Source organism: Elizabethkingia bruuniana, from assembly GCF_002024805.1.
GTDB classification, from domain to species: Bacteria; Bacteroidota; Bacteroidia; order Flavobacteriales; family Weeksellaceae; genus Elizabethkingia; species Elizabethkingia bruuniana.
This window is the reverse complement of record NZ_CP014337.1, coordinates 3,140,435-3,156,262: the sequence shown is the minus strand read 5'-3', so window position 1 is coordinate 3,156,262 and position 15,828 is coordinate 3,140,435. Positions and strand designations below refer to the sequence as shown.

Annotated in this window: 7 protein-coding genes; all 7 read left to right on the top strand. The window is 34.4% G+C overall.

The genetic code is table 11. The features are described from left to right. Nucleotides 1-52: 52 nt before the first annotated feature. Nucleotides 53-3,025 (top strand): SusC/RagA family TonB-linked outer membrane protein, encoded by a 2,973-nt coding sequence (locus tag AYC65_RS14620; protein WP_034870946.1) that lies wholly within the window; start codon nt 53-55, stop codon nt 3,023-3,025. Nucleotides 3,026-3,035: 10 nt separating this feature from the next. Continuing rightward, nucleotides 3,036-4,577 carry a SusD/RagB family nutrient-binding outer membrane lipoprotein gene (locus tag AYC65_RS14615; RefSeq protein WP_034870947.1) on the top strand — a complete coding sequence of 514 codons (1,542 nt, stop codon included), beginning with the start codon at nt 3,036-3,038 and terminating at the stop codon, nt 4,575-4,577. 299 nt (nt 4,578-4,876) lie between these two features. Then, nucleotides 4,877-7,837, top strand: a complete 2,961-nt coding sequence (locus AYC65_RS14610; RefSeq protein ID WP_034870948.1) for a SusC/RagA family TonB-linked outer membrane protein — start codon at nt 4,877-4,879, stop codon at nt 7,835-7,837. 5 nt (nt 7,838-7,842) lie between these two features. Beyond that, on the top strand, nt 7,843-9,267 hold the full coding sequence (locus AYC65_RS14605) for a SusD/RagB family nutrient-binding outer membrane lipoprotein (RefSeq protein ID WP_034870949.1): 1,425 nt from the start codon (nt 7,843-7,845) through the stop codon (nt 9,265-9,267). A 248-nt stretch (nt 9,268-9,515) separates the two neighbouring features. Next, on the top strand, nt 9,516-12,494 hold the full coding sequence (locus AYC65_RS14600) for a SusC/RagA family TonB-linked outer membrane protein (RefSeq protein WP_034870950.1): 2,979 nt from the start codon (nt 9,516-9,518) through the stop codon (nt 12,492-12,494). Nucleotides 12,495-12,503: 9 nt separating this feature from the next. Continuing rightward, entirely contained in the window at nt 12,504-13,934 is a 1,431-nt protein-coding gene (locus AYC65_RS14595; protein ID WP_034870951.1) for a SusD/RagB family nutrient-binding outer membrane lipoprotein, read from the top strand. A gap of 79 nt (nt 13,935-14,013) precedes the next feature. Then, the gene (argS, locus tag AYC65_RS14590; RefSeq protein ID WP_034870952.1) at nt 14,014-15,777 is read left to right on the top strand and encodes an arginine--tRNA ligase; all 1,764 of its coding nucleotides are present in this window, start codon (nt 14,014-14,016) and stop codon (nt 15,775-15,777) included. Nucleotides 15,778-15,828: the final 51 nt, after the last annotated feature.

Below are 15,828 nucleotides of genomic sequence, written 5' to 3'. Positions count from 1 at the left end.
GATAATATTAAGAAAAATTCACATATTTGTATTGTTGAAAAATTAATTTGATATGAAGAAATTAACAAACAGTGTCTTGGTTGTTGTGATGAGCTCATCCATGGCACTAATATCTGCACAAAAAAAAGTGGCAGATACAACCGCGAAAACCAAAGACATTGGTGAAGTTGTTATCACGGGAGCTTTGGGGTTGAAAAAGAAAGCAGATGCCCAGACTTCTGCTCAGCAGGTGGTTACAGCATCTGAATTGAATCAAGCATCGAGTCCTAATGCTGTTAGTGCACTAACTGGTAAGGTTTCAGGGGTGCAGATTACACAAACAAATTCCAGTGTAACAGGTGATTTTAGTATTGTGATTAGAGGGCAGAGAACAATTACAGGTAGCAATGAAGCATTGGTTGTTATTGATAATGTAATTTCTACTGCAGCCGTTTTGCAACAATTGCCTCCTGAGGTTATTGAATCTGTTAATATTATTAAAGGGGGCTCAGGAGCTGCTTTGTATGGTTCTCAAGGTATTAATGGAGTAGTAGTGGTTACTACCAAAAGAGGAACGAAATCAAAAAGATTATCTGTTTCTTTAACTTCCGCTGTAGACTTTGAAAGTGTAGGTATGATGCCTACAAGGCAAACTATGTATGGTCAAGGATGGTCAGGAAAAAAAGTAAATGTAGAAAATGGCGCATGGGGATGGTCGTTTAATGACCCGAAATATGCAGGAACAATACAGCCTTATGGTATCCCTTTGTATGACTATAATAAAAATGGTGTTATAGATTTTAATCCAAATGATAGTACTCCAGCAGGAGACGAGGCGGCATCTATTATGTCTCCGTTTAAATCGTTTGGTAATGATCAGATTAGAAAGTTTTTTAAAACAGGATCTCTTTATCAGAATACACTTTCGATAAATGCGGGAGATGGGGATGGCTATATAATGTTGACGTTGAATAACGTTAACAGAGATTTTATGATTCAGGATGATATATTAAGACGTACTTCTGCAATGTTAAAAGGGGGGATGAAGGTTGGTAAGTGGAGGTTTGAAGGTATTGTTAATTATAACCATCAAAAAACGTCTACAACTACTCAGGATATTTATTATCAATTGTTACAATCCGCAACAGATATTCCAATTACCAGATGGAGAGACTATACAGATAATGCTTATGCATGGAATGTTTACTATCAAAACCCTTATTGGAATATTAAACATCTTAGATATAATAATTTAAGCAATTATTTTAATGCAATTGCATCTGCTCAATATGACGTTAATTCACATATTAGTTTAATGTATCGTGGTAATGTTCAATATACTAATACAGAGTCTAATAGCCATAATGATGGTTGGAGTTCTTCAATGCTTGATGCTACAGCGATAACTTCTTCTTACTATAAATATAATACTACACTAGCAAACTATTATGGGGATTTGATGGCAAATTTTAACTATGATTTGACAGATGATTTGAATATGATGCTGAATGTGGGACATAATTATCAAGAGTGGAGAACTAATAATATGTCAGCCGGGGGTACGGGGATCCAGATTCCTGGGATATACCAGGTATGGAATTTATCAAACCCGGCTCAGCCATATAGTTTGAATAATAAGTCATTCTTTAGAAATCAACATGCCTTATTTGCAAATTTAGATTTGAATTATAAGAGTTTCTTATTTTTAAATGCATCAGCTCGTTATGAATTAACATCTGTCTTACCAAAGAATAGTAATGGATATTTCTATCCGTCAGTTGGGGTCTCTTTTGTTCCTACAAAAGCATTCAATTTCTTAAAAGATAATTCAGTATTAAATTATTTAAAGGTAGCGCTTAACTATTCTAGAATTGGACAGTCTTCGGCTATTGGTACTTATAGTATATATGATAGGCCTAATTTAGGTTCTGGATATCCTTATGGTACAGGTCCTTTAAGTTTTGTTATAAACCAGTCTCCTACAGATCAGAATATAAAACCAGAATTTACAACGAAGAAAGAGGTTAATCTAAGTTTTTCTTTATTTAAAGATAGAATTAGTTTTGATGGAGCTTATTATCAGGAAGATACGGATGATTTGATTACAAATGCTACAACAAGTAATACTACAGGATTAACACAAAGATTGTTTAATATTGGGAAATTAAAAGGCAAGGGGTATGAATTAAATCTGAATCTGGTGCCAATTAAATCAACTGATTTTAAATGGGATTTGGGGCTTTCGATGTCTCATCAAAAAACTATTATTACAAAACTTACAGATGATGCAAAATCAGTGCGATTGGCAGGAAACAGTTTCTTAGGGTTGTATGCAGATGAAGGAGAAGAATTGACCATAATAAAAGGTATTGCGTATCAGAGAGACCCGCAAGGGCGTATTATTGTTGATTCGAATACAGGTTTACCTCAAGTAACGTCTACCCAGGAAAAATTTGGAAGAACAACTCCTAAATATATATTTGGGTTGACAACAAATATTAGCTATAAAGGATTTAGACTAAGTGCAGTAATGGATTATCGTACTGGTCACAAATTTTATTCAGGTACTTTGCAAGGTTTTACATTTAATGGGTTAAATGTTGCCTCAGCAGTGGACAGAAGTCAACCATATATTGTTCCAAACTCATCATATAAAGATGGAAGTGGAAATTATGTATCCAATACTTCTATTCCTATTTATAACAATTCTAATGGTAAAACAAATCCGCAAGCAGCTCTTGAAAACTATTTTGGGGGAGCAAGTTATAATACGGTTTCTGATAATTATGTTTTAGACGCTACTGCTTTTAAAGTAAGAGAAATTGCTTTGAGCTATACTTTCCCAAAATCAGCTCTCGGTACTACTGGAATAAATGCGTTAACTGTTGGGGTACATGCAAGGAATCCTTTCCAAAAATATTCTAAGGAAAATAAAGGATATAATGACCCTGAAACTGCATTTGATCCAAGATATAGAGGACTTGCTAATGCAGGGCAATATCCTGAGTACAGAACTTATGGGGCTAATATTACAATAACCTTTTAAAGAAAAAATAATGAAAAAAATATTATATATAGCAATCAGTGCAGTTTCTCTTGTGGGATGTAAATTGGATGATAATATTGATCCGAACTTACCTCTAACAGAGGATATTTCACCAAGGCAACTTATGGCTGCTGCAGAAACAACATCTTATGCTGCACAAGCAGGTACAATGGTGTCATTATCTAGAATATGGACTAATGTTGTCGCTGGTAATTATTACTATTATGCAGCTCCGATGACTAATGAATATCAGATGAATGTTACATCTACATTTGCGAATGGTATTTGGAATGGAAATTATTTGGCAATGGCTAATCTTGCAAATATTATAAACAATAAGGATGCTGCTAAATATCCTTATCATGTGGCTATTTCTAAAATTTTATTGGCAAATAGTATGCAGTATATTGTAGATTTTTATGGAGATGCACCTTACACAGAGGCCTTTAAGCAACAACAGAAGATTTCACCTAAGTATGATAAAGGAGAGGATATTTATAGGGATTTGGTTGTGAAATTAAATGAGGCGATTCAAACCATCGATAACGCTAATGTTACTTCTGATAACGAAATTAAAGCCAATGAAGATTATATTTATAAAGGAGATCTTGCTAAATGGAAAATTTTTGCAAATACAATTAAACTGAGATTACTGTTGAGACAATCAAATGTTGCAGATGCGAATGTTAAGCAATTTGTAAACTCACAGTTAGCAACATTGTCTAGTGCAACTTTTGTTTCCTCTGATGTTAAAATTAATCCTGGGTATAATGCCTCTTCTCAATCGTCTATGAGTCCATTGTATTCTAACTGGGGTAGATATAATTTTGACCATTCCGCGAATAATACAGGTTGGAGATATTTTATGTTATCTGATCATTTTGCAAAATTATTAAATGGTGATGCTTCTAAACCTACTTCCGGTGTTGTTGATCCAAGAGGAACAGTAATGTACACTAAAGCTACTACTGGAGCTAGTACAGGTAAATTGAATGGGATTATTCAAGGCAGTGATAAACCCGATGGTTCTGCTGAAGGAGATTATTCTAGGGTAGGATGGACTTATAATACTGCTGAAGGAGTAGGAGGTTTAATGGATGGATACTTGATGTTGGCATCTGAATCTGAACTTTTGCAGTCTGAAGCAGCAATTTTATATCCTCAGTATTTTAACGATGCGCCAGGGCATTATATTAAAGGAGTAAATGCTTCATTTGTATTTTATGGATTAACAACGAGTGCTGCAACAGCTTATTTGGCGAGTTTAGATAGTAAGGCAGTCGGATGGACTGGAGCTCCTGATAAAATGGCTGCTATTCAGTATCAGAGACTTATTGCATTGAATATGGTAAGGCCTTTTGAAACTTATCTGAATTATCTAAAAACGGGATATCCGCAAACGCCAATGGCTTTAACTGCATCCTTCCCTAATAAGCCATATAGGTTAATTTATCCACAAACAGAATATGTTGGGAATTCAGCTAACGTGCCTAATATTACAACTAATGATGTTTTTGCTAAAAATCAGTATACCCCTTTTTGGTTAAGATAAAATAAAATTTTTATACTTTATGATTACTAGCCGGAGAATATATATTCTCCGGCTTTTTATATTAATTTTTTTTAAAAAAATAATAAATAATTGTCTGGCGTATATTTTGAATTTTGCATTAATCAGTTTTAATGTATTCATTTTGTGGTTTTATTGTCATATTGTTAAAGTATTGGTGAATTATTATTTGTTTTTTAGTAATCTCTCAATAATATTGAAATGTTAAAAAAAATGTTAAATTTTTTCTTTGCTATGTTAATAAAAATTCACAAATTTGGAATTGTGAAAAATAATTTGATATGAAGAAACTAACTAACAGTGTCTTAGTTGTAGTCTTGTCGTCGTCTTTTGTGTTTATTAATGCACAGAAGAAACAAGATACTACTAAAACAAAAGATATTGAGGGTGTTGTAGTTACAGCCCTTGGTATTAAAAGAGAGAAAAAAACCTTAGGGTATGCTACTCAAGAAATTAAAGGTGATGTTTTAAGAGAAGGGTCTAATTCGGGTAATATTTCGAGCCAGCTAGCGGGTAAAGCTGCTGGACTCCAGATTACTACAAATACCAACTTTGGAGGGTCTACAAATGTTGTAATACGTGGTAATAAATCGATTTCAGGTAATAACCAAGCTCTATTTGTAATAGATGGTGTTCCAGTTGATAACAGAACCAATACAGATAGTCGATTTGATTATGGTAACAATATTTCGGATATTAATCAGGAAGATATTGAAAGCATTAACGTTCTAAAAGGGGCTGCTGCATCTGCGTTATATGGAGAGAGAGCTGCGTCTGGGGTTATTGTTATTACTACTAAAAAAGGTCGTTCAAGAGATGGTGATAAGTGGGGGGTAACCTTATCTTCAGAATATCAAGTTGGTACAGCTGATAAAAAAACTTTTCCTGAATATCAGAATATGTATGGACAAGGTTATTTTACCAATTTGTCAAAAATTAATTTAAACGGAGTCCAGGTACTTGTTCCTCCTTTTTCTGCTGATGCATCATTAGGGCAACAATTTGATCCAAATATAATGGTATATCAATGGGATGCGTTTACTCCAGGAACAAAAAATTTTGGTAAGGCAAGCCCTTGGGTAGCTGCGAAGCATGGTCCTCTTGATTTTTTCCAGACGGCTCAGACTACTGTAAATACGATTGGATTAGAGAAAGGAAATGAGAATGCCAATTTCCTATTAAATTATAGTAACTACCTTTCTGATGGTATATTACCTAATTCTAATATGAAGAAAAATACACTTTCTTCTAAAATGGGCTATAAAATTAATGATAAACTAGATGCTACTGTATATGCATCCTTGACGATGCAAGACACCAAAGGTAGAAATTCGACAGGTTATAGTGATAACGTTATTACCGGATTCAGACAATGGTGGCCTGTAAATGTTGATGTTTGGGATCTAAGAGATGCATATAATTATGCAAATACTAATGCTTCATGGAATAGAACAAGTTATTCTAATGGAACACCAAAATATTGGAATAATCCTTATTTTGATAGATATCAGAATTATCAGTCAGATAGTAGAACCCGTTTCTTTGGATACGCTCAGTTAAATTATAAAGTAGCCAAAGGTTTTAATATTATGGGTAGAGTTTCAATGGATTTTTACCGACAATTAAATGAAAGAAGAAAAGCTGTCGGAAGTATCCCTGAAGCTTTTGGGTTATCTGGAAATACTACAGGGTCTGGTTATAGCAGAAGAGATATAAATAGTAGTGAAATAAACTATGAATTAACAGGGACGTATAATACTAAATTTGGTGATAATATTTCTTTAAATGCTGTTTTAGGTGGTAATCTAAGGAAAAATTCTTTTGAAACAGTAGATGCATCAACAGAGGGAGGACTTATTTTACCGGGACTGTATTCATTAAGAAATTCTGCTGGTACAACTTTACCTCCATTGGAAGCTATTGCAAAAAGCACATTAGGGGGAGTATATGCACAGGCATCTCTAGGTTTTTATGATACATATTTCGTTGAAGGTTCAATTAGAAGAGATCAATCAAGTAATCTACCAGCAGGAAATAATGCTTATTGGTACCCTTCAGTTTCAGGATCAATAATCCTGTCTAACTTAATTAAACAAGATTGGTTAAGTTTTGCGAAAATTAGAGGGAATTATGCACAAACAGGAAAAACAACTGATAATTACCGATTATATGATACCTTTAATATTGGAGGCTTGTTTAACCAAACTCCTATTATAACCACTAGTACTATTAAGAAAGAACCTAATCTTAAGCCAGAAATATCAACTGAGTATGAAGTTGGTCTAGAAGCTAAGTTTTTGAAGAATAGAATTGGATTTGATGTTGCGCTTTATAAAACTAATTCTGTAGATCAAATTGTTAGAGTTGATGTATCTACTGCAACAGGTTATAGTACACAATGGATCAATGCTGGTAACCTACAAAATAAAGGTATCGATGTGCAGTTGAATTTTGTTCCAATTAAGACGAAAAACTTCACGTGGAGCATGGATGTTAACTGGAATAAAAATGTTAACAAAGTTCTTTCTCTGAAGAATGGACTTGATAATCTTTTATTATATAATGCAGGTTGGGGAACTACTTTTAATGCCAAGGTTGGTGAAGAGTATGGTGTAATAAAGGGTAGTGACTATGTTTATAACGATAAAGGAGAGAGAATTGTTGAGGACGGAATTTATCAAATGAAGCAGGATCAGGTTATTGGTAATATTATGCCTGAATGGACTGGAGGTGTTAGAAATAGTTTAACTTACAAAGGCTTTAATTTTAGCTTCTTAATTGACGGGCAAAAAGGAGGAAGTATTTTCTCACATGATATGTATTTTGGGTTAGATACTGGATTATATAAGGAAACGGGAGTTCCAGATAGGTTTAATATTATTTTACCTGGTGTAAATCCTGATGGTACTCCAAATACAACTCCTCTACCAGCAAAAGATACTGGAGCATTGAATGGTGGAGAATATGCTGTGCCGAACAAAGGTTTTGTATACGATGCTTCTTTTATAAAATTAAGAGAAGCTTCAATTAGCTATACTTTCCCTAAATCACTTTTTGCTAATACTGTTATCAATGAATTAAGAGTTGGTATAGTTGGACGAAATCTGTGGATTATACATAAGAATCTACCTTATGCAGATCCTGAATCAGGATTAAATGCAGGATTAATGTCCAGAGGATATTCAATTGGGTCTATGCCAACAACAAGAACAGTTGGTGTTAATGTAACAGTTAAATTCTAAACAAAATGAAAAAAAAGATATTATTATTAAGTATATTAGGAGTATTATCCTCATGTGGCAGTGATATGACTTCATTGAATGAAGATCCTAAAACGGCAACTAATGTTTCTGCGAATAATGTTTTTGCAGGTGGTGTTTTGGGAACTTCAGATCAGATGAATACATCAAGTATGAATTCTAATCAATTTAGAATGTTTGTGCAACAATTAGCTGATGTGGAATATTTAGAGGGTGGTGCCTATAAAGTTAGAAAAAGATCACTTCCAGATTCGCAATGGGATGCTTTATATAGTCAATTGCAAAATTTTGAAAATGCAAAAGTAGCAGTTAAAAGAGATGGCGGGGATGCTGCGGTGGTAGCGAATAAATTAGCCGCCACAGAAATCATGGAAATTTATTGTTATCAGACATTGGTAGATACTTTTGGAGATGTTCCATATTCACAGGCATTAAACCCTGCTTACACAAGTCCTAAATATGATGATGCAAAATCTATCTATGTAGATTTGTTGAAAAGATTAGATGCTGTAGTTGCAACAATTAATCCGAGTGCCGGGGCTTATGGAAATGATGATTTTCTATACAAAGGGAATATGTCTAAATGGATAAAATTTGCTGCAGCTTTAAAAATAAAGATGGGTATTAATCTTGCAGATTCTGATGCAGCTTTATCAAAAACAGCTGTTGAATCGGGATATCAGTTAGGAACATTTGCTAATCAGAGTGAAAGTGCTAGAATCCAATATAATTCAACAGGTATCTATACGTCTCCTTCATACAGAGATTTAGCACAATCGGGAAGAGTTGATTATTGTCTGTCTAATATTTATTTAGCTGGCTTAACTGCGGATAATGACCCTCGTATATCATCTTACTTCACTACTGTGGGAGGTGTGTTTAAGGCTGGTAAATTTGGAACAACTAATCCAACAGCCGCTTCTGATTTATCTTTAATAAAGCCAAGTGTTTATGCACCTGATTCATATGGGTATTTTTCGGATTATATAGAGATTGAATTCATATTGGCTGAGGCAGCTGCCAGAGGATATGCAGTAGGGGCAGATGCAGCAACACATTTTAAAAATGCATTATCAGCTTCATTAGACCTTTGGGGTGTTGCTGCTGCTGATAAAGCTACTTATTTGGCAGCTAATGATTATAACTCTTTACCAGGTACATTCCGTGAAAAAATAGGAACTCAAGCATGGCATTCTATGTATAATAGAGGATTTGAGGCTTGGACGTTTTTTAGAAGATTAGATTATCCAAAATTAACAACTCAGAATCCAACTTCTGATCCTATTCCAATGAGATTACCGTATCCAACAAAAGAATCTTCTATTAACTCTACGAATATGTATGATGCTATAAATAAATTGCCATCTAAATCTGATTCTCAAGGAGATAGAGTTTTTTGGGATAAAAATTAGTAAATTAAATGAATATAATTTGTCATTAGCAAATTTACAGTCGGAAGATTTTCTTCCGACTTTTTTATTTATTATATGCATGGAAATAAAAAGACAAATATTCTGACAACGAAGTATTTTTGTGATTAATTTAACTTTCAGTGAGTTATTTTTATTGCTTAAAATATAAAATTAACAATGCATTAACTTTTAACTTTGGTATGTTAAGAAAAATTTATATACTTGTGCCAGTTAAAATTTAATTTGATATGAAGAAACTAACTAACAGTGTTTTGGTAGTGGTTTTGTCTTCTTCTTTTGTATTTGTTAATGCTCAGAAGAAACAAGACTCTGCCAGAACTAAGGATATTGAGGGAGTTGTAGTGACTGCCCTTGGTATTAAAAGAGAGAAAAAGTCTTTGGGGTATGCTTCTCAGGAAGTAAAAGCAGACAAACTCTTTGATGGTACTACCAATACGGGTAATATTGCTTCCCAGCTTTCCGGTAAAGTATCTGGTCTTCAGGTAAATACATCTAGTAACTTTGGTGGATCCTCAAGTCTTGTAATCAGAGGTATAAAAAGTTTACAAGGGGCAAATCCACTTATCGTTATTGATGGATCTCCTGTAAACAACTCTTCTACCTATGACACCAAGACAAACCAGGATATGGGTAACCTATTGTCAGATGTCAATCAGGAAGATATTGAATCCATCAACGTTCTGAAAGGTGCAGCAGCATCTGCATTATATGGTGAGAGAGGTCTTAATGGTGTTATTGTAATTACGACCAAGAGTGGTAAAGGAAAAGATGATGGAAGCTGGGGGGTAACTCTATCATCATCTGTACAAGCTGGCTTTATAGATAAATCTACTTTCCCAGAATACCAGAATAGATATGGAGCCGGGTATGCTATGAGCTTCAGTGAAAAAAATGCAAATGGTACACCTTACGGAAATATAGGTGACGATGCTTCATGGGGACCAGAATTTAATCCTAATCAATTAGTATATCAATGGGATGCATTTGATCCTAATTCTAAAAACTTTGGAAAAGCAACACCTTGGGTAGCTGCTAAGAATGGACCTATTAAGTTCTTTGAAACTCCAATTACTTATGTAAATGGTATTACCCTTGAAAAAGGTAAGAAAGGAAATAACTTTATGTTATCATACGATAATATGTTGTCTAATGGTTTGTTGCCAAATTCTGATTTAAGAAAGAATACATTTACTACAAAAATTAACTACGATTTTACACCTAAGTTACATGCTACTGTTTATTCAACATTAGTAGTTCAGAATACTAAAGGTAGAAACGATGCCAATTATTCTGGAAACTTGGTAGGTGGATTCAGACAATGGTGGGCAAACAACGTTGATATAGTTGATCAGAAAAACGCTTACTTTAATAGTGGTGGTAAGAATATTAGCTGGAATCTGAAGAGTGGTGCAAATCCTGTTTTAGGTTTCTGGAATAATCCATACTATCAAAGATATCAAAGTTATAGTAGTGATGACAGAACAAGAAGTTTCAGTTATGCTTCATTGACATATGATTTCAATAAAAATTTCAGTTTAATAGGTAAGGTGTCTTATGACAATGCATCTACATATTTCCAAAACAGATTGGCTCCAGGATCTGTACCAAAAGCATTTGGTGCATCACAAAAACTAGTGAGTTCAGGATATAGCAGACAAAACCTTACTACAACAGAAACTAACTTTGACTTAATGTTAAATTATAAATTTAATATTACAGATAACATCAATGTTAGTGGTATAGCCGGAGGAAACGTAAGAAGAAATTATTATAATTCTATTTATGCGTCTACAGAAGGAGGATTAGAAAAAGATGGATTATATGCTTTGGCAAATTCAAAATTCCCTATTATCCCGCCGGATGAAAATGAATATACAACAGTAACTTCAAGTGCTTATGCAACAGCATCTTTTGATTTCTATAAGTTCTTCTATTTAGATGCTACATTTAGAGCGGATAAAACTTCTACGTTACCAAAAGCAAACAGAGTGTATACTTATCCTTCTTTTACGGGATCATTCATTTTGTCAGAATTTGTAAAGCCATCATGGTTGAGTTTCTGGAAAGTAAGAGCAAACTATGCTGAAGTAGGAGGAACAGCAGATCCATATCAGCTACAGTACTATTATACTTTTGCAGGTACATTTAATAACTCTATTGTAATGCAAAATTCACAGACGCTTCTTGCAAATCCTGATTTAAAGCCACAGCGCTCAAAAGAATTTGAAGTAGGTACTGAAGCTCATTTTTTCAAAGGGAGATTAACATTTGATGCTGCTTACTACAAGACTAAGACATTTAATCAGATTATAAATCTTCCAATTTCTGCTGGATCAGGTTTATTGACAGCAGTTGCAAATGCTGGTAGAATTGATAACGAAGGTATTGAACTACAAATTGGTGCTACGCCAATTAAAACCAAAGATTTCTCTTGGAATATAGATGTTAACTGGTCTAAAAATAAAAATAAAGTTGTTGAATTGTTGCATAATGCAACAACAGATGTTAGCAACTATAACTTAACAAGTATTCAGGGAGGTGCATCTGTTAATGCAACTGAAGGTGAAATGTGGGGTGCAATTAGAGGTAGTGATTACAAATACCTTAATGGGCAAAAAGTTGTTGACTCTAAAGGATTCTATGTTTTAGAAGGTAACAAGGTAATTGGGAACACAACTCCGGATTGGATTGGAGGTGTTAGAAACTCTTTTAGTTATAAAGGAATTAGTGTTTCATTCTTAGTAGATTTCAGAAAAGGAGGAGATATTTTCTCAACCGATATGTATTATGCAACTTCTACAGGTTTGTATAAGGATACTGCAATTGGTGATTATAGAACAGGAAAAGTGGTTCTACCGGGGGTAACCGCTGATGGGCAGCCAAACCAAACAGCAATAGATGCATCTGTATATGGTAATATGGGCTATCAAAAGAGTCCTACATCACGCTATGTTTATGACGGATCTTTTATAAAGCTTAGAGAAGCAAGTATTAGCTACACATTACCAAAGGCTTTATTAGCTAATACATTTGTTAACGAGGCTAAGATTTCTATTGTAGGAAGAAACTTATGGATTATTCACAAAAATCTTCCTTATGCAGATCCTGAGTCTACTCTGGGTGGAGGTGTAAGATCTTTTGGTTATTCTATTGGATCTCTACCAACTACAAGAGATATCGGAGTTAATATTTCTTTCAAATTCTAAATCAAAACAATGAAAAATATATTTAAAGCCTTTTTAGGTTTAACAATAGCTGTAACAACGCTTTCCTCTTGTGAAAGAGATACAACATTGCTAAATAATGATGGAAAACATCCATCTGATTTAAGTTCTGGAGTGTTATTGTCAATGGGGCAAAATCAACAATTTTATAATATAGATAACCCTAGTGTTAATGCAAATAATTACAGATTCTTTGTTCAGCAATGGTCTGAAACAACTTATACTGATGAGGTAAACTATAACTTGATTACAAGAAATCAGCCTAGATTTCATTTCAACAGAATGTATGTCTATAGTTTAAACAACTTCAAAAAAGCGCAAGATGCTTTAGCTACGGAAGTAAATGATCCTGCTGTTGCTGCAAATAAATGGGTGACAAATGAGATTTCTTCTATTTTTGTTTGGGAAAATATTGTAGATACTTGGGGAGATGTTCCTTATACTGAGGCTCTGGCTGCTGTAAACGGTGGTTTTGCACCAAAATATGATGATGCAAAAACTATTTATGCTGATTTATTAAAAAGAATCGATGCAGCAATTGCTAAAATTAACCCTTCTGCAAAGGGTTATGAAGTAAATGACATTGTTTACAAGGGCGATATGTCCAAGTGGAGAAAATTAGCTAATTCTGTTAAATTAAGATTAGCATTAAATCTTTCAGATGTGGATCCTGTTACTGCAAAAGCAGCAGCAGAATCAGCTATTGCATCTGGAGTTATGACTTCAACAGCAGATTCTTATTCTTTTGTTTATGACGGAGTAACGTTTACCAATCCTGTTTTTGACAACTTGGTAGCTTCTAATCGTGATGACTTTGTTCCTTCAAATATATTAGTAGATGTTATGAATACTAATAATGATCCAAGAAGAGACGTATGGTTTACAAAAACAAAAGATGGTAAATACCTAGGCGGTGTTTATGGAATCAAAAATACATACGGAAACTATTCTCATGTAATGGACAGCTTTAAAAAGCCAATAACCCCATCCAATTTGTTAAGCTATTCAGAAGTACTGTTTATGCAGGCTGAAGGAGCTGCAAGAGGATTTAACATGGGAGGTACAGCGGCAGGTTTATATGCCGCAGCTATTACAGAGTCTATGACAGAATATGGAGTAGATGCTACGAAAGCTGCAGCATACATTGCATCGCGTCCGTATGATGCAACAAACTGGAAAAAGTCTATTGGTGAAGAGTCATGGATTGCTATGTACAACAGAGCTTTTGCAGCATGGAATTTTATGAGAAGATTGGATAATCCTATCCTTAAGAATCCAACAAATTCTAATACTAAAGGAGTTCCGGTAAGAATGATTTACTCAAGTGATGAGTATACTCAAAATGAAAAGAATGTTAGAGCAGCAGCTGCCAAGATTGGTGGTGATGATGTTACGACTAAGCTCTTCTGGGATAAAAACTAAAATTTATTTCAATTAATATTTAAACCGCCTTCGGGCGGTTTTTTTATTTCGTAAATTTGCAGCCACAACTATTTTAAGAATGGAGATAAAAAAACAGATTCAGGATCAGATTACTGAGATTATTCAGCAGAAATACCAGTTAGAAGGTATTGCACTAGAAGTTCAGCAAAACAAAACCGATTTTGAAGGAGATTTCACTGTAGTGATTTTTCCGCTTGTAAAACAGGCGAGGAAAAGTCCGGATGCATTGGGACAGGAATTGGGTGAAGAACTTATAGCAGCTACTGATTATATCAGGTCCTATCAGGTCGTGAAAGGTTTTTTAAATCTTTCTTTGAAAAATGATTTTTTTATCAGTCAGGCCCAGGATTTAGGAACTGATTTAGGCAACCTTCCGGAAAAAGGTGAAACCATTATGGTAGAATATTCCTCTCCGAATACCAACAAACCTTTGCATTTAGGCCATGTAAGAAATAACCTTTTAGGTTACTCAGTTGCACAAATACTGAAAGCTGCCGGTTACAATGTGATTAAAACACAGATTATCAATGACCGTGGTATTCATATTTGTAAATCTATGCTGGCGTGGGAGAAATTTGGTAATGGAGAAACTCCGGAATCAACTGGTCTGAAGGGTGATAAATTAGTTGGTAATTACTATGTAAGATTCGATCAGGAATATAAAAAGCAGATTGAAGAACTAAAATCTCAGGGAATAGCAGAAGAAGCTGCTAAAAAGCAGGCTCCAATTATATTGGAAGCTCAGAAAATGTTATTAGACTGGGAAAATGGAGATGAAAAAGTGCGTCAACTTTGGGAAATGATGAACGGGTGGGTGTATAAAGGCTTCAATGCAAGTTATGCCCGTATGGGAGTTGATTTCGACCAGCGTCAGTACGAAAGCAATACCTATATTTTAGGAAAAGATTTGATCCAGGAGGGGTTGGATAAAGGCATTTTGTTCCGCAAAGATGATGGTTCCGTATGGATAGACCTTACAGATGATGGTCTGGATCAGAAATTATTACTGCGTTCCGATGGAACTTCTGTATATATGACTCAGGATCTTGGAACAGCGGTAGAACGTTTTAAAGACAATGATATCCAGCAGTTAATCTATACGGTAGGAAACGAGCAGGATTATCACTTCCAGGTATTATTTTTGGTACTTAAGAAGTTAGGATATTCATGGGCAGATCATTTGCATCACTTATCTTACGGAATGGTGGAGCTTCCTAACGGTAAAATGAAATCCCGTGAAGGTACTGTTGTTGATGCAGATGAATTAATGGAAGAAATGTACCTGACTGCAAAAGAAAAAGCTCAGGAACTAGGTAAGATGGAAAGTCTTACGGAAGATGAAAAAGAGAAATCTTATGAAACGGTAGGTCTTGGTGCTTTGAAATATTATATCCTGAAGATTGATCCAAAGAAAAAAATATTATTTAATCCGGCTGAAAGTATTGATTTCAACGGAAATACAGGGCCTTTTATCCAGTATACTTATGCGAGAATTCAATCCCTATTGAACAGAGCAGAATATAAAGAAGGAAATATTTCAGAGAATTATCAGTTAAATGCTTCCGAGAAAGAACTATTGGTTATGGCTTCTCAGTTTAATGAAGTGATTGCTAAAGCTGCTGAAACTTTAAGCCCTGCACAGGTAGCAAATTATGTGTATGATTTAGTGAAATCTTATAACTCTTTCTATCAGAATAATCCTATCCTTAATCAGGATGATGAAGATGCGAAACAACTTCGTCTTAAACTTTCCAAAGTGACCGGAAATATTATTCAGAAAGCCTTAGGCCTTTTAGGAATAGGAACAGTCAACAGAATGTAATTTCTTAGATTTGAAATATAAAAAAACCTGCTAAAAAGCAGGTTTTTTTAG